This window comes from Pelagibaculum spongiae (genome assembly GCF_003097315.1).
GTDB lineage: Bacteria > Pseudomonadota > Gammaproteobacteria > Enterobacterales > Pelagibaculaceae > Pelagibaculum > Pelagibaculum spongiae.
The window spans coordinates 608,131-629,729 of sequence record NZ_QDDL01000002.1; the positions used below are offsets into that span (position 1 = coordinate 608,131).

Annotated in this window: 17 protein-coding genes and 3 rRNA genes; 6 read left to right on the plus strand and 14 right to left on the minus strand. The window is 41.0% G+C overall.

What is annotated here, in order from left to right; genetic code table 11:
• Window positions 1-35: 35 nt before the first annotated feature.
• The 10 genes from DC094_RS08715 to polA form a co-directional block, all read right to left on the minus strand.
• Window positions 36-1,697, minus strand: a complete 1,662-nt coding sequence (locus DC094_RS08715; protein WP_116686723.1) for a hypothetical protein — start codon at window positions 1,695-1,697, stop codon at window positions 36-38.
• A gap of 40 nt (window positions 1,698-1,737) precedes the next feature.
• Window positions 1,738-3,045, minus strand: a complete 1,308-nt coding sequence (locus tag DC094_RS08720) for a tetratricopeptide repeat protein (RefSeq protein WP_116686724.1) — start codon at window positions 3,043-3,045, stop codon at window positions 1,738-1,740.
• A complete protein-coding gene (locus DC094_RS08725; protein WP_158527271.1) occupies window positions 3,042-4,481 on the minus strand; it encodes an LPP20 family lipoprotein in 1,440 nt (479 codons plus the stop codon). The genes DC094_RS08720 and DC094_RS08725 overlap by 4 nt, the downstream gene beginning before the upstream one ends.
• An 80-nt stretch (window positions 4,482-4,561) precedes the next feature.
• On the minus strand, window positions 4,562-5,584 hold the full coding sequence (locus DC094_RS08730) for a penicillin-binding protein activator LpoB (RefSeq protein ID WP_116686726.1): 1,023 nt from the start codon (window positions 5,582-5,584) through the stop codon (window positions 4,562-4,564).
• A 66-nt stretch (window positions 5,585-5,650) separates the two neighbouring features.
• Window positions 5,651-6,253, minus strand: coding sequence for a hypothetical protein (locus DC094_RS08735; protein ID WP_116686727.1), 603 nt, complete (start codon window positions 6,251-6,253; stop codon window positions 5,651-5,653).
• 457 nt (window positions 6,254-6,710) lie between these two features.
• Complete coding sequence (locus DC094_RS08740; protein ID WP_206605606.1) at window positions 6,711-8,606, minus strand: methyl-accepting chemotaxis protein; 1,896 nt, start codon at window positions 8,604-8,606, stop codon at window positions 6,711-6,713.
• Between the two features lie 370 nt (window positions 8,607-8,976).
• Window positions 8,977-9,666, minus strand: a complete 690-nt coding sequence (locus DC094_RS08745; RefSeq protein WP_116686728.1) for an RNA ligase family protein — start codon at window positions 9,664-9,666, stop codon at window positions 8,977-8,979.
• Window positions 9,656-10,198 carry a hypothetical protein gene (locus DC094_RS08750; RefSeq protein WP_116686729.1) on the minus strand — a complete coding sequence of 181 codons (543 nt, stop codon included), beginning with the start codon at window positions 10,196-10,198 and terminating at the stop codon, window positions 9,656-9,658. Before DC094_RS08750 ends, DC094_RS08745 begins: the two co-directional genes overlap by 11 nt.
• Window positions 10,195-11,478: a DUF3696 domain-containing protein gene (locus DC094_RS08755; protein WP_116686730.1), complete on the minus strand. Its 1,284-nt coding sequence runs from the start codon at window positions 11,476-11,478 to the stop codon at window positions 10,195-10,197. The genes DC094_RS08750 and DC094_RS08755 overlap by 4 nt, the downstream gene beginning before the upstream one ends.
• 158 nt (window positions 11,479-11,636) lie before the next feature.
• Window positions 11,637-14,405 carry a DNA polymerase I gene (gene polA, locus DC094_RS08760; protein ID WP_116686731.1) on the minus strand — a complete coding sequence of 923 codons (2,769 nt, stop codon included), beginning with the start codon at window positions 14,403-14,405 and terminating at the stop codon, window positions 11,637-11,639.
• 93 nt (window positions 14,406-14,498) lie between these two features.
• On the opposite strand from polA, the gene DC094_RS08765 reads away from it, so the two are divergent.
• The 6 genes from DC094_RS08765 to ccoS all read left to right on the plus strand — a co-directional run bounded on the left by DC094_RS08765 (window position 14,499) and on the right by ccoS (window position 19,877).
• Window positions 14,499-16,118 carry a hypothetical protein gene (locus tag DC094_RS08765; RefSeq protein WP_116686732.1) on the plus strand — a complete coding sequence of 540 codons (1,620 nt, stop codon included), beginning with the start codon at window positions 14,499-14,501 and terminating at the stop codon, window positions 16,116-16,118.
• A gap of 136 nt (window positions 16,119-16,254) precedes the next feature.
• Window positions 16,255-17,625, plus strand: a complete 1,371-nt coding sequence (locus DC094_RS08770; RefSeq protein WP_116686733.1) for a YjiH family protein — start codon at window positions 16,255-16,257, stop codon at window positions 17,623-17,625.
• 236 nt (window positions 17,626-17,861) lie between these two features.
• Complete coding sequence (locus DC094_RS08775; RefSeq protein ID WP_116686734.1) at window positions 17,862-18,182, plus strand: DUF2782 domain-containing protein; 321 nt, start codon at window positions 17,862-17,864, stop codon at window positions 18,180-18,182.
• Window positions 18,183-18,249: 67 nt separating this feature from the next.
• Window positions 18,250-19,179: a homoserine kinase gene (locus DC094_RS08780; protein WP_116686735.1), complete on the plus strand. Its 930-nt coding sequence runs from the start codon at window positions 18,250-18,252 to the stop codon at window positions 19,177-19,179.
• A gap of 80 nt (window positions 19,180-19,259) precedes the next feature.
• Window positions 19,260-19,673, plus strand: coding sequence for an aspartate 1-decarboxylase autocleavage activator PanM (gene panM, locus DC094_RS08785; protein ID WP_116686736.1), 414 nt, complete (start codon window positions 19,260-19,262; stop codon window positions 19,671-19,673).
• 6 nt (window positions 19,674-19,679) lie between these two features.
• On the plus strand, window positions 19,680-19,877 hold the full coding sequence (ccoS, locus tag DC094_RS08790; protein ID WP_116686737.1) for a cbb3-type cytochrome oxidase assembly protein CcoS: 198 nt from the start codon (window positions 19,680-19,682) through the stop codon (window positions 19,875-19,877).
• Window positions 19,878-19,947: 70 nt separating this feature from the next.
• Here ccoS and DC094_RS08795 read toward each other — a convergent pair whose 3' ends face one another.
• The 4 genes from DC094_RS08795 to DC094_RS08810 form a co-directional block, all read right to left on the minus strand.
• Window positions 19,948-20,598 (minus strand): hypothetical protein, encoded by a 651-nt coding sequence (locus tag DC094_RS08795; protein ID WP_116686738.1) that lies wholly within the window; start codon window positions 20,596-20,598, stop codon window positions 19,948-19,950.
• Between the two features lie 396 nt (window positions 20,599-20,994).
• Window positions 20,995-21,110 (minus strand): 5S ribosomal RNA (rrf, locus tag DC094_RS08800).
• 135 nt (window positions 21,111-21,245) lie between these two features.
• Window positions 21,246-21,361, minus strand: a 5S ribosomal RNA gene (gene rrf / locus DC094_RS08805).
• A gap of 150 nt (window positions 21,362-21,511) precedes the next feature.
• Window positions 21,512-21,599: ribosomal RNA gene (locus DC094_RS08810) — 23S ribosomal RNA — on the minus strand; the annotation flags it as partial.

Sequence of the window (21,599 nt, forward strand, 5' to 3'; positions counted from 1 at the left end):
TCTTTGGGTTAAAAAAGTATTTATAACATCAGAGATTAAAAATCATCGTCATCTAATTCAGGCGCTGCAAAAACACTGGTGCTAACCGTTGCTTTTCCCGATGACTGTTGTTTTTTACTTGCCGGCTTAGTTGATTTTTTTACCGTATTAACTTCTACAGATTTCGCAGGCACATTCGAAGAAATTACTAATGGTTGGCTTTCAGCAGCTTTCAAATTTGCTTCATTTTTTGCTTTAACCTGCCGCCGCCCTTCATTCACTCTCGTAGCTATTACTGCATTACTATAATTTCTCGCTTCCGCTTGTAATGCACTTACAGCGCTATCTGAGGAAATTGCGTATAACACTACATATAAATTTTGACCGGAAACTGGGTGCTTAACTTTACGGCTCAATAATTTACTCATACCACTAATTTGTCGATTTTCAATCGATTGACGGGTTTTTTCAGCAAAACTGGAAGCCACAGTTGTAGAGTCTTTACCACCTAATTCGGTGCCTCGAGTTTGCATTGCAATGGTAGCTTGCTTATGTGTTTCTAAATCAGCAAACAACGATACCGCCACTTCTTTACGCGCCATTATATCGGCAATACCTTTAGCCTTACGCTTGGCTGAAGAAGAACCTTCAAGTAATGTGCCGTAGGCACCAATAAACCAACGCACACCGTCTTTATCGCGAAATTGTCGAGAACCAACCATGGTCGATAAATCTTGTGTTTTAGACCATTCATTAATTGTTCTACCTTTTTTAGATTTAGTTTTTACAACTTTACCTAATAAGATATTTTGAGCAGCTTTTTCTAGCTTTTCGCTCCAAACCACTAAAACTGCTAACTGATATTCTTCTTCCTCAGCATCCCATGATTCAGCTTGTGCTAAAATAGTTGCGCCGAGTAGCGGTGCTTTAGCCAGTGCAGATACTTTACTGTTACTCTCCAGCTTAACTTCGCCAGCAATAGCTTGTGCCTGCTGCTGTAACGAATCCAAGTCACCACTTGCTGACTGATAGCGTTCCAACGCTTTATCATAAGATTTTCTATTTTTTTCTTCTATTAAACCTTGGTCAAAAGAATCATCTAGTTTTTTAATAATCGCAGACATAGCAGTCTTTGAGAGCTGCCCCCAAGTCACTCCTTCCAGTTTTTTTGCTTCGGCTTCATCTACTTGGCTTAGCAGTTTCACCATTTTTTCTTGCTGTTTGGCAATTTTATTTTGCAGCTTATTATATTTTGCATTCAACGCTTCATGGACATCTGTACCAGGTGCGGTCATCTGGTCAGTTGCAGACATTTCAGTCCGCATGAATTCAATAACTTTAGCCTTAGCACCCATAGAAGCCATGGTTGAAAATAAGCTTCTCTTTGCAATAAAATCAGTATCGTATGATGGATCTTCTACATCAAAGCTTTCACTATAAACCACAAACATTCGTTTCTTTTTATCATCCCATCCTTCTCGCCAATTCTTGGATGACAAGTATTCATTAAGCTGGTCTTCAGCACTAACGAAATCAGTTGGTTGCTCCTGGGTATATGGTGCTTTTACTGATTCATTAATCGCTGCAGTCGCTGAATCAACAACTGCAACTTGATCGATAGTACCACTATCAGCTGGAACGAAATCTTGTGCAGATACCGCACATGAAAATATTAAAGATAGTGCAAGTATTGTTTTTGATAACTTTATATTAAACATAAAAATAAACCTTTATATGTAAAGAAAAGAGAAGCAAAAATTATTTTTTGATTTGCTGCATCCCCCAATCTGAAATAGTAAATGTATTCTTCAACTTCCTAGCAATAGAAATTATTCTATCTGCCCGATCTGTATCACCGAACCGCTTGATTACTCTGGATAGATTTATCCAATTATCAATATTTTCTGGCTCTAACAACAATGCTTGAGAGAAACCAGCTTGTGCTGCACCGTTCAGCTTATACGCCAGAAAAATAGACCCGAGCTTTCGCCATACATGAGGCTGGTTCGGTTGAATGTTTAAAGAACGAATCATCAAAGATGTTATTCTCTTAGGATCAACACCCTTACTGTACATATCAAAAGCATCAGCATTAAGTTTTTCTATATCTTCAGAAACTCCAACACGATGGTGAAATAATACAAATCCAGAGTTATCGAGAACTGAATTTACTACTGAAAATTGATCGCTCTCACTTAAAACACTATCAAACATACCAAGCGATATATTTTCCGATAAATAATTCTGAAGATCTTCTTCTCGTGGATACACAGAGTTACAGAAAGAAGGTGCTGTAAACCTAATTAACATCGGATATCGATAACTCGCCACATCATCTTGAATTCGCTTACAACGCTCTAAATCTGTTGAAATTTTAAAAGCATCATTTAACCAATTGAAAATAATTGGATAATAAAAATTTTGCTTCGTTTGGCTATCTTGTGCAGAAAATGATATTGCTAATTGGGTCAGATCAAGCGCTGAAAAATAGTCTCTCAATCGTTGATAATCATTTGATTCATTGGCTTTTGAAAATACATAGATAAGTGCCGATTCTTCATCGATAGATAATTTTTCGTTTACAATTTCAGGTTTAATTTTTTCCTTAGAAAAAGCGACTACCACGCGCCTAGTACAACCACCGATATCTCTATCGATGATTCTATAAGCATCAGCCATCATTTTTCCAATTGCTGCATTTTTCAACCGAGCGACACTATATGTAATGTCTTCGGCTAACCTGCCTTTGTACGCACTCTTGATTTTGTTATTAGTAATTTTTTTATCAGTAAAATAGCTTGCAGCATTTTCAATAATTTTTTCGTATGCAACTTTTGATTCTTTCGTTCCCGAAAACTTCTTTTTAACCAAGCACATTTGTTCTGTAACGAAAAAGACAAACTGGTTTTTTTCAACAATAACTGAACCAGAATTCAATTCAATTTCGCTAGAAAGCTTATTAAAATCAGCCAACGCATGAGCTGCAACTGAAGTATTACTCGCCATCAGCAACGAAGGAAAGATTACAGAAAATGCAACAAACAAAACTTTTATAATTTTTTTCATTTTGTCACCATTTCAAAAGTAGCTTTACTTCCACCAATATTCAGAGCAGTGGGGCGACGTCCTTTCCCTTGAGTTTTAAAAGTTGTATACAGCTGAGAAAGCCCTTCATCTAACGCCGTACTTAACTTTCCACCATATCGGTATTTTAGTGTGATCGTTCTAGTGCCTTTATCCCATAGCCAACTTTCTACAGAACCTGTAGTGGCATTCTCCAGAACATGCTTAAAAATTTTCCAATCGGTTCGTCGAGCATTAACAATTTCAATATCAAAAAGCTGACCACTTTCTGCCCGCTGCGATAACACTTGTATTAATTCAGCACCAAGTTTTTTATTTATTTGCTTATAAGCCGCTCTTGATGAAACTTTTTTAGCTCTAGAAATAGGCTCAACAGAAAAGCGTGTTTTTCTAGGTGCATTGGTAATTGTGGATAAAACTTCACCTGTCTCAAGATCCTTTAGTTGAACATACAGCTTGGTTTCTATGGCTATACGATCGAGGTGATCTATCACTTCAGTTTGCGTTTTGTTAACAATAAAGGTGTGTGTAGCAGATTTTGTCCCTTGACTAATATTAAAGCCAAGTCGTTCTAACTCATCAGCAACCCACGCAGATTCAGCTAGGTCATTCGAGGTAATGGTGAATACTGGGTCAGAAAATATATTCAGATAAAACTGTAGATCACGCTCTAATTTACCTGCCGAAACACTGGCAGAAATCAGTACATAGTAACTACCACGCTCTATGTCTTCATCCTCAATTTGATAGCTAGAAACATAGCCTCGGGTCTTAGTTGAAAGTGCTGTATTCAGCGCCTCACCAAAAGTACCCGACTTTCCTTCCAGAATAACCCCCTGAACTTGCTGTACTGCATTCCTTAAAGCATTCTGTAGCGCTTGTTCTCTAGCTTTACTCTCACCAATTTTAAGGCTGCTTAATCCTTTAGCTTCTACCGGTTTAGTCTCATTAGAAAAAGTAGGTGCTTCGCCAGAATCTTCTGAAAAATCTGCAGTACTCGCTTTCATTTTATTTAACAGTTGAATGTTTTTTTCTGTAATCAGCATGGCAATAAACTGCTGACCGTCATATTCGCCTTGCTTTAAAACTTGTGCGGCACTAATTTTTCCGGAAAATTTAGTTTCAACTACATCGATGAAACTAGATTTAGAGAATGATTTTTTGTACTTCTCTCCAGTACTGGAATCAGATGATTCTTCAGTAATGTACTCGCTTAGCATTGAACTACTGCCTGAAATGGTAACTCCATTTACCATTTCATTAAGTTGTCGAATGCAATCAAGTCGAGCCAATTCAGAAGCCCTTGTTTCAGACCGACTGTCATTCAACGAAAGCGCCAGCATGTAATATCCATCAGAATCACTAACACCGACCCTAAGCCCACCACCACTATCTAGCAGGTCAAAAACATCATCCATTGGTGCAGATAAACAATTGAGACTAAAAAAAAGACTCAAAAATATAATCGTATTCTTAAAAATATTACATGCTGACATTTTTATAATTTCCAGTCTTCAGGCATACCAACAGAAACAGCGTAAACTTTATTTCGCTTCAGATATTCCTTGCCCAGAGATTCCATCTTTTTCTTAATCTTAACGACTTCTGGATCATCAGTTAGCCAGGTCATAATGGTGCCAGAACCAGAATTACGTGCTGGAGTAACTTCTGCAGAAGCAATTGGAATATCCAATCCATCATCACTCAAGAAAAGAATCACACCTGATTTACTTGCAAACCCTTGGTTAATACCAGCATCAATACCAAAGCGATTTCCACGCATGTTGGTGAGGCGACCACCTGTTGGGTAGTAATTCATCACACGGTTAACTAAAACTTGGATGCTTTTTTGCGCAGCTTCTTTATATGCTTCCTGAAGCTCATTTTGTTTGTTCAGATTGAATCCACCCATAAATTTATCTTCAATCATGAAGAAATTTTTAGCGGGAAGGTTAAAGCGAATCGGCTCAAACGATTCAATAATCTGATTGGTATTCGGATCAATCAGTTTAGTGGTTACCAAACTACGGAAAATAATTTCATAATGATCAAATTTTTCTTTTACTACAGTACCCAGAGAAACTGAGGCTTCTAGGATAAAATCAGGATTTAACTTTTCACCCTGCTTTATAGCGCCTGCTTCAACCGTATTGTCTATCTGAAAGGCCGCTTCAAAATCTCCAGAAGCAAAATTTCTGCTTAGCACATCAAATCGCTTGGTACGCGCCAGCTCATTTTCTAACAGCTTGGCAATAATACCTTTGTCTAAATTGGTTTTTCTTGCGTCTTTTTCCCAATCGAGTTTATCTAGGTATGCGGCAACGCGTACCCGAGAGAATGATTTAACATCATAATTATCTGGAAGTTTTATATTGTCTTGATGTAATAGCGCATCCTTGTCAACTTTTTCAATTTGACTATTAGCGCTCAAATCTGCTTCAGAATTTATTTTCAGGGGGTTTTTAGCTACACAACCTGTAAAAAGTATTGATATTGCTAAAGTAATGAGTATTTTTTTCATTTCTATTCTTCCAATAAAAAAGGCTTAAGAAAAATATCTTAAGCCTTAAAATAAAAAAACATACTGTTACTGAGCAACTTTAAGCGACTCGATAACTTGATAATTTTTATTGATTTTTCCTGCGGTTTCTGAAACAAACCCTAGTTGATCTTTAGTTAATGATAACTGATCTTTAACATCCATCATTTCTGAGAACTTTACTTCTTTAAGTAAAGAACCAGTATCCAATTCATTAAACAACGCTTGTTGAGCTAATAAATCGATTGAAATCTTAAAAATACGTTTCATCAAATCATCATTTGCAGCATTGAACTCGTTAACTACGCCACGCTGCTCATCAGTTAGAGCATCATATGCAGCTTTTGCATCTTCATCTGACTTGTTTTCAAGATCTAAGCTACTCATCACCTGAGCATATTCAGGAGCAGCTAAGACCTTATCGGTGTATTCCGTATATAGCGGAAGTGCATTAATGAATAATGCATTAATTGGTTGCCTTGCTTCATCGATTGAAGAAATTTTAGTCGGTGCGAACTCAACTGCCATCAACTCTTGACCTTGAGTTTTATAATCTGTCACAGTCATTTTTTCTGAGCCGCTAGTCGCACAACCAGCCATTAACAAAGTCGCCACAGATGCAACAAGAATCATAGTTTTAAAGTTTTTCATTGAGAATTCGCTGTCAGTAAAGTTGAGTACAGTTTACGCCGTACAATAAAATAACTGTATATCACGTTACGGCAAAGGCAGCATATTGACCTTCAAGCTGACCCGTGTCAACATTTGATATTTTTTATATTGAAAAAGCGGCAAACTAATGAAGCGGATGTCTCGTAATCAGAAATATTTCAACCTGTACTTATAATCACAACATTGGGTTGTTAGAGTAAACAAGTATTTTACAACGATGTTTCTGAGTACACGAAAAAGCTTATCAAATTTCGTATCTAACTCAGGTCAGTTTGTAGCCTAGGAAAGTTTTAATTGCACTTTTCGCGATTAATCGATTGTAATTTATAATAAAAATAACTTGGACGAAACACTCAACTTAAAATCAACCCGACAGTCGCCCTAGTATGCCCAGCATAGCTGGCAACTGTCAGGTTAAGACTACATTTATAAAACTCTAAGCCAACTTAAACTTCCGGACTATCCCCGCCAGCTGATTATTAACCGCTGCAATATTTTCGGTCTGTGAAACTGTTTCTCTACCCGTCGCATTTAACTCGCCAACAATTCCGTTAATTGCCGACATATTACGACTAACTTCATGGGTGACATTGCTTTGCTCTTCGGCAGCGGTGGCAATTTGCGTACTCAGGTTATTAATTTCAGAAACTAGGTGATTCATACTTTCCAAGCTATCTGAAACATCGACAGTGCCTGCCGCGGTCTCTTGGCAACGATTACGGGTATGGGTCATCGCGTCAACTACCGATTGATTACCACGTAACAGTTTTTCCAGAGCTTGTTCAATTTCTGAAGTGCTCGCTTTAGTTCGGCTGGCCAAATTTCGTACTTCATCTGCTACCACTGCAAAACCACGGCCCTGCTCACCAGCACGAGCCGCTTCAATCGCAGCATTTAATGCCAGCAGATTCGTTTGCTCGGCAATCGCGCCAATCATACTCAGTACGCTATTAATGCTTTGAGTTTCTTCGCTCATTTGCTGAACATTTTTAGTCGCGCTTTCTACCTCATCCACTAGTGCAGTCACTGTTAGCTGCGACTGATCAATAATCAATCTAGAAGCCTTACCCGTCTGATTGGCTTTTTCAGTAAAAGTAGCTGCTTCTGCCGCATTGGCAGCAACCGATTCAGAAGTGGCGTTCATTTCTTCAACTGCCGCTACTACTTGCTCCGTTTCCATTACATGGCTTTGTAAGGTAGCGGCACTGTTATCTGTTTGCTGTTTTAGCGATACAATATTTTCTTGTAAATGATCAGATGCATCTTGAATTTCTAGCATCATCAATTGTAGATTTTCAATAAACTGATTAATGCCTTTTGCTAATTGCCCGAGGTCATCGTCAGTTTTTACTTCTAATCGCTGAGTTAAGTCACCATTACCGCTAGATAAATCGATCACGGTTTTTTTCAAGCTAATAATTGGACGATAGAGATATTGCAGAATAAAATATGCCAGAATCGTACTGACTAAAATTGAAATAATAACCGTAATAATTGCTTCAGTTTTTACTTCTTCCAACCTAGAGAAGGTCACTTTTTTATCCAGTGCGATTATTAAATACCAATTTCTTTGGCCGACTTTAATTTTCTTAGAGAAAACCAACTTATCGACACCAAATAATTGGTAATCTTCTGCCACTTCATCTTTACCAATAATATCTCGTGCCAACTGGCGTAAATCTGGATAGTCATTCAGCTTTGCACCTAGCTTCACTTTCGCTGAAGTAGAAGACAATGCACTACTATCTTCTGCCATAACCAAGGCGACCGCACCTGGCATGTTGACTGCTTTTTCGACCATTTTTTGTACGGTATTCACTTCAAAATCTAGCGCAATGACTGCATTTTTAGTTTTCTCAACCATGCTAATCCAATAACCATTAGCATCGCCATAAGGCGTGGTTACCGCCAAACCATTAGCATTCTGGGCTGTGGTATACCAAAGGCTGTTTAATTCATTTTTCTCAGATTTATTGTTCGCCCAACCTTCACCGGTCTGGTTCCAGTAAGAATCACCATTATTCAAAGTAATCGTCATACTACTGGTGGCAGCTGCCGCAGCAAATTCCGTTACTTTTTCGATATAGTCGCCAGTGATATCTTTATTTCGATAATGCTGTGCCAGTCTGTGTACTGTTTCAGTATTACGATCAATTTCGTTCTGAATCAGTTTGGCCTGATTTTTTACAAATCGTTGGGTCGATGTGGTGATTTGCTCAGTTAAGGCATCTCGCTCTGCTTGATACAAAATATAGCTAACGCTACATACCGAGATGGCTACCAATGCCAGTACCGATACCAGCAACAGTGTTTTAAATCCCAAAGTTTTCACTTTGACTCCTGACTAAGTTGGTGAAGACATATTCGATGTTTGCCATCTTTTTTTAACAAAGATTTAACATTCACCTTTAACAACTCAAGACGTTAACAATTCAAAACGCGGCGATTACAATAGCTCTAGTCTTTATAGCGACATTTACAAAAAATACTTTAGATAGTTTTGTCAGTATCGAAAAGTCGAATTTCGTATATAGCGTTGATGTCTAGCTCCAGCGGTTGCCAAAGCATTGGCTAGAAAAAACCACATTTATATGATTATGAAACTCATTTATTTTGTCTTGATTAATTTACAGGCTGGATTTTAAAAGGTGGGAATGAATATCATCAAATGAAAGCTGAAAAAAGCCTTTATAGATTAAGCTCTAGTCAGAAAATGATTGTAGGCAGTTGTGCATTAATGGCTGCTTTGACCAGTGTTGTTCAATCGTTTGAGTAAAATCAGATCGTACCAACTTGGCTCTTTGGTTAAGCCATTGGCGATTATCTTGTCGTAGATAAATACCTTCCAATCGCTTGGCACCATATTGTGAAGATACATTTAACATGCCGATTAACTGGTCGATTGAAAACTGTCTTTCGGCAATCGGCCTGATCGCTTCCAAACCTAACAAGTTAAGTAACTCATTACGGCGAGCAACCGAATAAAACGCTTTAGAAGATTTGCAGTAAATATCAAAACCAATAAACCAGTCAGGCAAGTGATCATATGCCAGCGAATGTTTGGCATAACACCACTCACCAAATAATATGAGCTCTGAGCCCAGCAGTTCGATCAGATCATCTTCATGGGGCTTCAACCATTTCCACAAATGCTTGAACTGCCCACCGGCATCTCGCTCGATCCATGCGCCACGATTTTGTGCCTGTAACTGGCCATTTTCTGCCACAGAAAACCCGATATTGGCGCCATCAATTTTTTCTTCAATGGTAAGCGAATGGGATAATAAAGATTTAATTTGAGAAGAATTTAATAATTTATCACCGCGCGGTTCATTTTGGCCGAGCCATTGAATATGTGGTGTAGAAGGGAATCGGAAGAAATTATCGGTCATGGTGCGCTTGCCATTTAACCCTTAACCAGGCATCTATAACTTGCTCAACAATAACGCCGTGTGCTTTTAGCTCGATTTCCCAGTCATACCAATCAGTATCACAAGCATTCATTACGGTATTATCCAACCCTGAGCTTTTTCCAGATATACATGCCGCAACCATTTTGGTATCAGCTAAATCATGTATCACCGATTGCAAGGTAGATGGTAATTTGGCAACCGGGTCTGGGTGGGAAGGATCATCAATCCATTCAACATCGATATAATCAACCTCCCCAGCACTGATTTTATCGATAATGACTCTGTGGCCATAATCCTGTTCTGTTAATTTATTGCGATATTCTTTAAAAATTTCCTGATCAAAGTCCAGAAGCACTCGGTCAGAACTATTGGCAAAATTTAACAGCCACTGCAAAACCTTCTCTGCCTGATCAGGATCTTCAACCGGGTGCTTATCTGAAGCAAATGGAGAAGCAGGATGCTCGCCACTGGCAACAATCAATACATTGGTATCGACTACATGCCGTTTCATTTTTTACGCTGCTCTTTCATGCGGCGCATACTTTCTATCGCTTGAGACCTTACTTCACCGGTCGCATCACCAAAGAAATTCTTTGGCCATTCAGCGACACGACCAAACTGATCCAGCTTAAGATCTTTTAATTTAGCCTCGGCACCTTCGCGCTCGACAAAATACAGCGCACAGTCATCAGCAGAGGCTTTTTGCTCAGCAACCCTGGTTTGTAGGCGGCGGAATAAATGCTCGGAATGCGTTTCAACCAGGAACTGTACATTGCGCTCTTTACTAACTTCCAAAAACAAATCAGCCAGCAATGCTTGTGCTTTGGGATGCAGATGAATTTCAGGTTCTTCAAAAATTAAAGTGGTTCTTTCTGGCATTAAATAAGTTTGAACCAGTACCGGCAACACCTGAGCAACACCAATACCTACGTCTAAAATATTGGCTGCTATGCCATCGCGGTGAATAAGAATCTCATACGATCCAAAAGCGTTCCTTGCTTCAATTTTATCTGCCACCCCCATTTTATTGAGCCAATAAGATAAGAAATCTATGAGATCTGTTCCACTATCATTTGACAAGGATGAAATTATTAGTGGAATCGCATGCTCGCCATTTATCCCGACAGTATGAAATCCTTTTTGCCCTTGATAATAAAACCTCTTCAATCTACTTCTATATGCGCTTAGATATACAATTCCATGCGCAGATATAGTTAAGAAAAAATCCGTATCAATTACAGCAGCCAGTACTGATCTACTGTTAATTTCATTAGTTCGCTTGGCTTCTGTAGATATTTTCAAAAGATGGCTTAAGTCATCATGAGCTATTGCAGCTTTTTCATTTGTTCCAGTTTCTCGAATAGTATATCCAGCAATATCATTTTTAATTTCGAAGCCATTAAAACCAAAAGCTCTCATTTCGCTACCATTGCAAGCAGCTTTGTCTAAAACTGCCCTCCCCTCATCAGAGGTAATAGAAAAACTCGCGTTTAAATGCTCTACTCCATTGATCTCTCCAATGGAAAGTGAAATTTCACAATTACCTGAGCAGCCTCGATTAACTAGTCCTTTAAAGCTTCCAAAATCTACTAAATCTGAATCATCACCACCTAAATTCAAATGAACATCTTGATTGGTAGACTCAAAAGTCTGCTTCATTAAAAGCAAACTTTGCAAAATACTCGATTTACCGCTGGAATTTTCTCCTAACAATAAAGTCACCGGAGCCAAGCGTATATCCCCTGAGTCTTTCCAGGCTTTAAAATTCTTTAAGCGAATTCTGGTAAACATACGGCTACTTGCTCCATTTTTTCCGGTAACTATTAAATATTCAATCAATGTAACTTATTGTAGGTTTGATAAGCGCCAGCGCAATCAGACACTTTAAATCGCAACGTTAAATGCTGTCTGATTACGCCTTCGGCTAATCAAACCTACAAAATCAGAACTTAATGCGCTTCTTCCCAGCTATCGCCCTGGCCAATTTCCACCAGCAGCGGCACATCAATGCTCATGGCATTTTCCATCGCTGGCTTTAAACCTTGTCTGAAGGCTTTCAAGTCTGACTCGGCGACTTCAAATACCAATTCATCGTGTACCTGCATCAGCATTTTTGCATCCAGCTGTGATTCAGTCAGCCAATGGTCAACCGCTTTCATTGCCAGTTTGATGATATCGGCGGCAGTGCCCTGCATCGGCGCATTGATTGCGGCTCGCTCGGCACCTTTGCGCACCATGGCGTTTTTAGCATTAATGCCCGGCAGTTTTAACTGACGACCCGAAAGGGTTTTTACATGGCCGTGTTCTTCAGCATATTGGCGGGTGGTTTCCATATAGGTTTTCACCCCAGGGTAGCGCTCGAAATAAAGATTGATATATTCCTGAGCCAGCCCACGAGCAATACCTAACTGCTTGGCCAAACCAAATGCCGACATGCCATAAATTAAACCGAAGTTAACCGCTTTAGCGTTACGCCGCATGTCATCAGTCACTTCCATTGGCATTACGCCAAACACTTCTGCCGCAGTCGCTTTGTGGATATCTTCACCAGCAGCAAAAGCATTTAATAAGCCTTCATCGCCAGAAAGATGGGCCATAATCCGCAATTCAACTTGCGAATAGTCCGCCGCAACCACCACATAACCTGGCTCGGCACGAAATGCCTGACGTACCTTGCGGCCTTCCGCATTACGAATAGGAATATTCTGCAAATTCGGATCGGAAGAAGATAAACGCCCGGTCACTGTTACGGCCTGATGATAACTAGTATGTACTCGACCGGTTTTTTCCTGTACCAATTTAGGCAATTTATCGGTGTAGGTAGAAACCAACTTACTTAAAGAACGGTGCTCTAAAATTAGCCGTGGTAATTCATGTTCATGGGCTAATTCTTCTAACACTTCTTCTGCAGTAGATGGTTGACCTTTTGGGGTTTTCTTAATAATCGGCAGTTGATTTTTTTCAAATAAAATCACTTGCAATTGTTTTGGCGAAGCGAGATTAAATTCTTCACCGGCTAATTCATAAGCTTGTTTTTCCAGCTCATCAATTCGCTTTTTTAATTCGATAGTTTGGCTAGCTAATCGTTCGCTATCAATTAATACACCCCGGTACTCCATACCTTCTAAAATGCGCACTAATGGCATTTCTATATTGGTATAAACATCGAGCAGTGTTGGAATTTTTTCCAGTTCAGCCATTAAGTGCTGGTGTAATTGAAGCGTAATATCGGCATCTTCTGCGGCATAAAAAGCCGCTGCCGGGTTTTCATCATCACCTAATTCAATCTGGTTAAAGGTTTTTTGTTTAACCCCCTTGCCAGCGACTTCTTCAAATTTAACCGTTTGCCGATCAAGATATTTATCGGCCAAGGTATTCATGTCGTGACGGCCATTGCTATCGAGCACATAGGCCTGCAGCATGGTGTCGTGGGCAATACCTTTTAAATCAATATTATGATTTCTTAAAACATGGGCATCGTACTTAATATGCTGGCCGACTTTTTTATGCTGGTCAGATTCAAGCAATGGCTTTAAATACTGCCATACCAAATCTTCTGAAAGCTGCTCAGGCGCATCTATATAATCGTGGCCAAATGGCAAATAGGCTGCTTTTCCTGCTTCAACCGCAAAAGAAACACCCACCACCTTGGCTTTCATATAATCCAGCGCGGTGGTTTCGGTATCAAAAGCAAAAATATCGGCCGCTTTTAATTGCTCGACCCATTGCTTGAGCTGATCTTCACTGAGGATGGTTTGATAATCAGTTTCAACTTTTTCTGCTGCTGGCGCAGTCGCTGCATTATTAATAGCGGCGCTCGCACCGGCATTGACCGAACCTTGTCTTTCTAGCTCATCTATCAGGCCACGCAATTCAAATTCAGTAAAGATTTCGACTAGCTTATCACCATCAACCGGTTGCATTTCTAACTGGTCAATCGACTGTTCCAGTTCAACATCGGTTTTAATGGTCGCTAACTGATAAGACAGCTCGACCACTTCTTTATGCTGCGCAAACTTGGCCGGAAAAGTTTTACTGCCACGGAATTTCAAAGCGGGAATTTCTTCGAGGCGCTCGGCAATTTGTTTAATCGAGCCGATGCCTTGCAACAAAGCCACTGCGGTTTTTTCACCGACGCCTGGCATGCCAGGAATGTTATCGCTCGAGTCGCCCATCAATGCCAGATAGTCGATGATCAAATCTGCGCCAAAGCCATACTTTTGCTGAACACCATCCAAATCGAGCTTTTCGTCTTTCATGGTGTCGATCAAAGTGACATGTTCCGATACCAACTGAGCGATATCTTTATCGCCAGTGGAAATCACCACATCGATTTTTTTCTCAGTTGCCTGAGTAGCCAGCGTGCCGATAACGTCATCAGCTTCAACACCGCCAACCATTAACAGCGGCATGCCCATGGCTTTAACAATCTGGTGAATTGGCTCAACCTGTGGTCGCAAATCATCCGGCATCGCCTTACGAGTCGCCTTATATTCGACAAACATCTCATGGCGGAAGGTTTTACCCTTGGCATCAAACACCACGACTACGGTACTGCCCGGATATTGCTTTGGCAGCTTGCGCAGCATGTTGGTCATTACGCGAATCGCGCCGGTTGGGCGGCCATCTTTAGTGCGTAAATCGGCCTTAAAACTGGCGTGAAAAGCTCGGTATAAATAAGAAGATCCATCGACCAGGATCAGAGGCGCTTGGCTCATCGGGCAGACCTATAGGCTGGGTATTGTTCGTATTGTACAGGCAAAGTTTGCGAGAGCCATATCAGCAGTAACTGATAGTTTGAACTATATACAATGCAAGCCACTAAAGTTAACTGCTCAATGCCTTTTTCTAAGCGAAAAAAATCAAATAGGCCCCATTCACTTCAACGATCTAGAAGCTACAGAGGTTGGGGGAACCCAAACGCAGGGAAATTTAAAACATTTCTAAGATTACTTTGGGATTTTATAGCATTACCGCTGCTGTTTGGTTTTACTGCCTATGGTTTAGTCGGAGTACTATTATTGGGCCTAAGAAATAACAAACAGGGCGATTGGATGAATGTTTTTAATATTTTATTTGTCCTTACATTTCATTTCGCAAGAGGTTTGTTCTCTCGGGCCGCTTTAGCTGCACCCAACGAGTCTCATTTTCAAATTGAACCTAATAATTCGAATAATTCACACTTTATCTCAAAACAAATTGCCAGAGAACTACCTCTTCTTATTCACATACCTTCTCGAGTACTCAGTCGTTATTTATCTATTTATCTACTGCTTCAAGCAGATGTCGCTTCGGGATCTGGATCGGGATCTGGTTCTGGTTTTGACTTAGCTTCTGGCTCGGCTATCGGCCAAGAAGCGTTTGAAATAGATGCAAGTATTCAACAAGATATTCTATTCTTCTCTACTAATATTTTTATTGCAGCAACGTCAGTTTTTGCGCTTGGACGCATTTTTCAAACATTACGTATTTTAATACAAAAGAAAAATATCACAGAACACTCTCAATTCAGAAGCCATCCACAATTTTCTTGCGTTGAAATCAAAAAACAATTTTTATCTGGTTATGGCATCTCAAATTTAATCGGCTATTCGCTTGCTTTGGCTCCCGCTTGTGTCGGCTTGGCGGCCTTTGGCCCAGCAGCAATCATTAGAGATTTAACCTCAAAAGATGTAGACCCTGTTGTCGCCGTTCTTGTAGCAGAATTAATTAGCTCAACCGCTATTTTTGGTAGTTGGCAACTAGGTAGACCTGTAGCAACACTTCTAAGAAGAGGTAGTAAATGCCTTCTGCCAGTATTAAAAAATATACAAGATTCGTGGAGAGAATCCCACCATTTACCTCGCTTAAATACTACAAGCCATTCTGGTGAACATGAGCTGCAAGAAGTTATTGTGCAAAAGATAGGAATGACTTCCAGACAAAACTCTAGCGATAGCTCTAATACCACAACTACTGACTTAAATATTTCAAGATCTTCTTCTCAGCAAATGCTTATAAGGGATTTTTCCAGACAAAACTCGAGCAACAGTTCAAGCAATATCAATCTAACGCTTTCTAATTTGGTCGTTTTTCAAGTTAGCGCTTTAAATAATTCAGTATCTGCATCTGAAAATACTCTTGATGAATCTGCAGCAAATAGCACTATTGAGTTGTCGCAGTCCGGACGATTGCCAACATTCCATTCTCATAATGAATTTCTTCGTACTCATAGCGCTCCTAACTTAACCCAGAACTCTTTACAGCCCTCTAAAAGAAAACGATTACTGAGTGAAATAGCTGAAGAATCCACAGACACGAATCCAGACATAACCCCTCCAAGTTCTCTAACTTCTCTAAGACGATCAGACTCGACGCCATCAATGCTAATTGCACACCTTGATACTGTAGAAAGGCAAGTCAAAGAGCATATAACTGACAACTCGGTATAGCTTCTCTCTTAAACTTTTCCATATGAGTCAAATCAAGAAACCTAATGATCAGCTCGCTCTGCCTACCATGACTATTCAATTTAAAGCATAATTATGCGCTTGAGATTTTCGTTTAGTTTTTATCAGGGCAATACAAATGCAGCCTCAGACCTGTGATATTAAATCATCAACCTCGCCATTGAATTGGTTGGCTTTTCTAATCCCTTCATTAATTGGTCTGACCCTATTTGTTACGCCTGTTAGCTTTAATGGCGAAATTACTATTCCGGTTGCCTTATTAGCCAAGCAGTTAAAAGTGCTATTAGGCGATAGCATTACTGGTATTATTTCAGCTGTGGTTATCTTTACTGCGCTGGTCAGTGCTGCTGCAACTTTATTCAAACCAAAAAAAATTGCTGGATCTGAATTTTTACGCGATCTATTCAGCCCAAGCAAAGGCTGGTTAGCAGTTCGGGTGTGTGGCGCTATTTTTGTTGCCTTAACCTATTTTGGCCTTGGCCCAGAAATATTACGCTCCGGTGCCACTGGCGGATTAGTTCTTAACGATTTACTACCAACCTTGTTTGCAGTATTTATTTTTGCTGGTTTGTTATTGCCACTATTAATGAACTTCGGCTTACTAGAATTACTCGGTGCCATGGCAACCAAAGTGATGCGGCCTTTGTTTAATTTGCCAGGTCGTTCAGCCATCGATTGCATGGCTAGCTGGTTGGGTGATGGCAGTGTTGGCATCTTAATGACCAGCAAACAGTACGAAACCAAGTTCTATACCCAACGCGAAGCGGCGGTGATCGGCACTACCTTCTCGGCAGTTTCAATTACTTTTTCACTGGTGGTGATTGCCGAAGTCGGGCTAGAGCATTTGTTTTTGCCTTTCTACGCCACAGTCTGTTTGGCTGGTGTTGTAGCAGCCTTTATTGTTCCCAAACTGCCTCCGCTATCACGCAAGAAAGACTTATTCTTTGATGGCAGCCAACGTACTGCTGAACATGATTTAATTCCAGCGGGCAAAAGTAGCTTTAGCTGGGGTCTGGAAAAAGCACTGCAGCGTGCAGCAGAAGTTAAAAATCCGAGCCAAGTATTTGTTGATGGGATAAAAAATGCCGTTGATATGGTATTTGGCGTATTACCAGTGATTATGGCAATCGGCACCGTAGCTTTGGTGATCGCCGAACATACCCCCATATTTAACTGGCTAGGCATGCCTTTCTTGCCATTACTGGAGTTATTACAGATTCCAGAAGCTCAGCAAGCATCAACCACCATGGTCGTTGGCTTCGCCGATATGTTTGTACCGGCGATTCTTGCTTCATCGATTGAAAGTGAAATGACTCGCTTTGTCATTGCTGCTTTATCGCTCACCCAGCTGATTTATTTATCAGAAGTAGGGGCGTTGTTATTAGGCAGCAAGATTCCAGTAACGCTGGGTGAGTTATTTGTGATTTTTATATTAAGAACGCTGGTGACCTTGCCGGTAATCGCCGGGGTTGCGCATCTCATATTTTGATTGGAAATCCCCCAGATTTTCTTTCACATGATGATACAAAACCAAGGGTAATCTGACGTTTCAGTTTGCCCTTTTTTTTGCGCTAAATTCGTTCTATCAACTCAACATTTTAAGCCAACAAAGTTTATTGATAGATCATTCAAAAGTAACTAATTTGCAGAAAACTCCGCTTTTATTTTCAAGCACCTGCTTTGGCTGGTTATAATCGATGACAAGCCAATTAGCAGGACAGAAAAATGAAAAATCTTGCAGCCTTGGCAGGCTTGCTGCTTAGCAGTTCAATAGTATTCGCTGCTGATGATCTAAACAGTCCTCTCTCACAACCGTCTGTGGCACCGGGTAATCTGCCAGAACCGGAAATCACCATCAGCACCAATGACGACAAAACAGCTTACGAGTACCGGATTAATGGCCGACTCTATCTGATCAAGGTGGTGCCGAGCATTGGCAAGCCTTACTTTCTGATTGACCCAAATGGCGAAGGTAACTTTCAACGTCGGGGAATCGATTTGGGGCCACCTAGTGCGCCACCAACCTGGGTATTATTTCGATGGTAACAGGCCATAAGACTCAAGTTTTTTGGTGACCTTACAGTTCTGATAGAAGATCAGGGAGTTTTACTGAATGTCGGTGTACACCACTATTGATCGAGATGAATTACAGGCCTTTCTCGACAGCTATCAAGTAGGCCAGCTGGTTCGCTACCGTGGAATCAGTGCAGGTGTGGTGAATACCAATTATTTTGTCACCACCGACCAGGGTGAGTTTGTTCTGACTATTTTTGAACAAACCGAAGCAGAAGAACTGCCTTATTTCCTCAATCTGACCAACTTTTTACATGCGGGTGGTTTACGCTGTGGCTGGCCGTTAAAAAGAGCCGATGGCAGTTTATTCGCCTGCTTCAGTGAAAAACACGGCAAGCCCGCTCAGTTAGCAGTCCGCCTGCCAGGTGAAGTACTAGAAAAAACCCTGTTCAGCCATTGTCGAATCATTGGTGCAGAGTTGGCAAAAATGCACTTGCTATGCGCTGATTATCCTGATCATCGAGATAATGAAATGGGTCATAGCTGGCGAATGCAGGCAGCCGGCGAAATGATGTCTGCCCTGCCAGAGAAAGACCAGCAGCTGTTAAAAGATGAGCTGGTTTTTCAACAAGCCATCGACTGGCAAAGTTTGCCGCGGGGCGTTGTTCATGGTGATTTATTCCGCGACAACGCTCTTTTTGATGGCGATGAATTATCCGGCATGTTGGATTTCTTCTTCGCTTGTGACGATGTGCTAGTGTTTGATATTGCGATCACTGCACTGGATTGGTGCCGAGACAGTTTGACCAGTTTCAATCGCGATAAGCTAGAAGCTTTGCTGGAGGGTTATCAATCTCAGCGCAGCTTGTCGGAAGCTGAGAAACAAGCATTACCTGCCATGCAACGGGCAGCAGCTTTGCGTTTCTGGTTATCCCGTCTGACTGATGTATTGAACCCTCGCGACGGTGAACTGACTGAGTTAAAGGATCCTACGCAAATGCGGGATCTGTTATTGGATGCGCGCCCCTGATCACCCATAAAGATTGGCATTTTGCCGATCTTTTATGATCAAGCGACGATCCGTGTGTTTTCATTACTTGAGCAGGTTATATGCGATTAAGCGCCTTTCCCCTTACAGAACTGGATCCGTTTACCGAAGATCAGCTAAGCAAAATCTTTCCGGAAGAACCCGATATCCAGAGCTTTTGGCGCGATGCAATTGTTCAGGGCAGTAAAATTTGGGTAGCAATGTTTAATGGTCGCTATTTAGCTGCCGCTATCATGGGCCCAGTCAACCAAGGCACCGTAGAAATCAGTGTCATCACGGTACGAGAAGTCACGCGAAAAAGAGGTGTTGGTCGCTTCTTATTAGAACAAATGGAGCAAAATGCGCTAGAAGCTAAAGCCAAAGAAATTTGTATTTTGGCTTCTTCTGAAGATGCTCAGCAGTTTCTTAATCATTGTGGTTACCAAGAGCAAATGCAGATTTTTCGCAAAAAGCTCGCGCTAACTACTCAAGGGTAAGCCGCTATGGATGTGATCTATACGCTGATTCCTTTAATGCTAATTATCGGTGCAGTGATGTTGCTGGTATTTATCTGGAGCGCTAAGTCCGGGCAGTTTGATGACTTAGAGGGCGAAGCCAGCCGGATCTTACTTGACGAAGATGTCGACGATTTAGATCAGAAATCTATCGAGCACTCCATAAAAAAACCGCCCTCTCAATAAATAGAGAAAGGCGGTTTTTTTGCGATTCTAAAATATTTCTCGCTTGTTTATCTAGTGTTTAGAGCCATTGCTAGCGACCATAATGCAGCACTTCACGCGCTGAATCACTGACCGTTATTTGCAACTGTTTCTTTGGATAAATCCATTCAACCGACTGCTGTTCTTTAGCTTTTTCTGAGCCAACCTCAGCATCGGGATGTGCCATTACTGGGCGTTTTTCAGCCGGCTGGCCAAAGCGTTGCTCTAAAATATCTTCTGGTAAATCGGTTTTTGGCAAATAACTAATCGCACGAACCGGTAACTGAAATGCCAAAGCTAAGTCGGTCTTATTCAAGCTAATCCGCTTACCGCCCGACTCAACATTTTGAATTCGAGCACCCCGATCATATAACTGCTGCAGCGTTAGATCATCGGCCAAAAGTACTAAAACCATTCGTGCTCGCAAACCATTTAGATCCAGCGTCTGGAAGAAAGCCTCCAGTTGACGAGAACCATCTGTATCTTCAAACAAACTAACTGCAGGTGGTTCACCATATAAATCGACCACTTGCTGCAAACGAGTTTGTCGCAAGGTAATTCCCATCACACGAATCGAGTTATTTTCAGTGGTTTCAATTTGCCAAGGTGGTGGAATATTACGAGCTGGCTCGCTGGGAAAAAGCCACAACGCCAGCACCAATAAAACAACAACAGCAATCAATGATGAGAAAAAGGGTTTCATAATTTTTTAAGATCAGCTTGTTAATTCAACTACGTCTCACAACATTATGCCTGTTTAGCCTTATTTTCGGTATCTCTGATTAAGGATCAATACACGTAAACAATTAATGGCAGCGGCTCAATCCCAATCTTTGGAATTAACCGCAATTCAATCTGGCCTTTGGCATTAATTGCAGCATGGTCAAGTTGCAGCTCGCTAACGCTCGGTGTCAACCTATCTAAAATTCACCCGAAATTAAATGCTTGGCATCGTGGGTCGTTACCGAGCAGCTGTAGGCCCGAGCGACGACATTCGGGGATTACAGTGGTTACCTGGCCAATATTTTTTTGTTTTATTCATTTCCTACAGACATAAAAAAACCCGATTGCAGTTAAGCAATCGGGTTTTCAAATTGGCGTCCGGCAGTGACCTACTCTCACATGGGGAAGCCCCACACTACCATCGGCGCTAAACGGTTTCACTTCTGAGTTCGAGATGGATTCAGGTGGTACCCGTTCGCTATGGCTGCCGGACAAACTATGCATAACTGGCTGACTCGAATAATTCGCTATCAACCCTTATGGCTTAAATTGGCTTTAACCGATCATAAATAGATATCGGTTAAAAAAAATCCCGAATCATTTCTGACTCGGGATTTTCTATTTGGCGCTTGGCGGTGACCTACTCTCACATGGGGAAGCCCCACACTACCATCGGCGCTAAGTGGTTTCACTTCTGAGTTCGGGATGGATTCAGGTGGTTCCCACTCGCTATTGCCGCCAAGCAAACTGCGCATGAAGTTGCTGAATGGATTGATTAACTTTCGTTATATCGATTCAACAATCACGACTTAATTCGGTTTTGTAAGCTTACTTTAATCATTTTGTAATCTATCGATTACTCGCAAACAACCAGCAAACTGCTTGGGTGTTATATGGTCAAGCCTCACGGGCAATTAGTACAGGTTAGCTCAACACCTTACAGTGCTTACACACCCTGCCTATCAACGTTGTAGTCTTCAA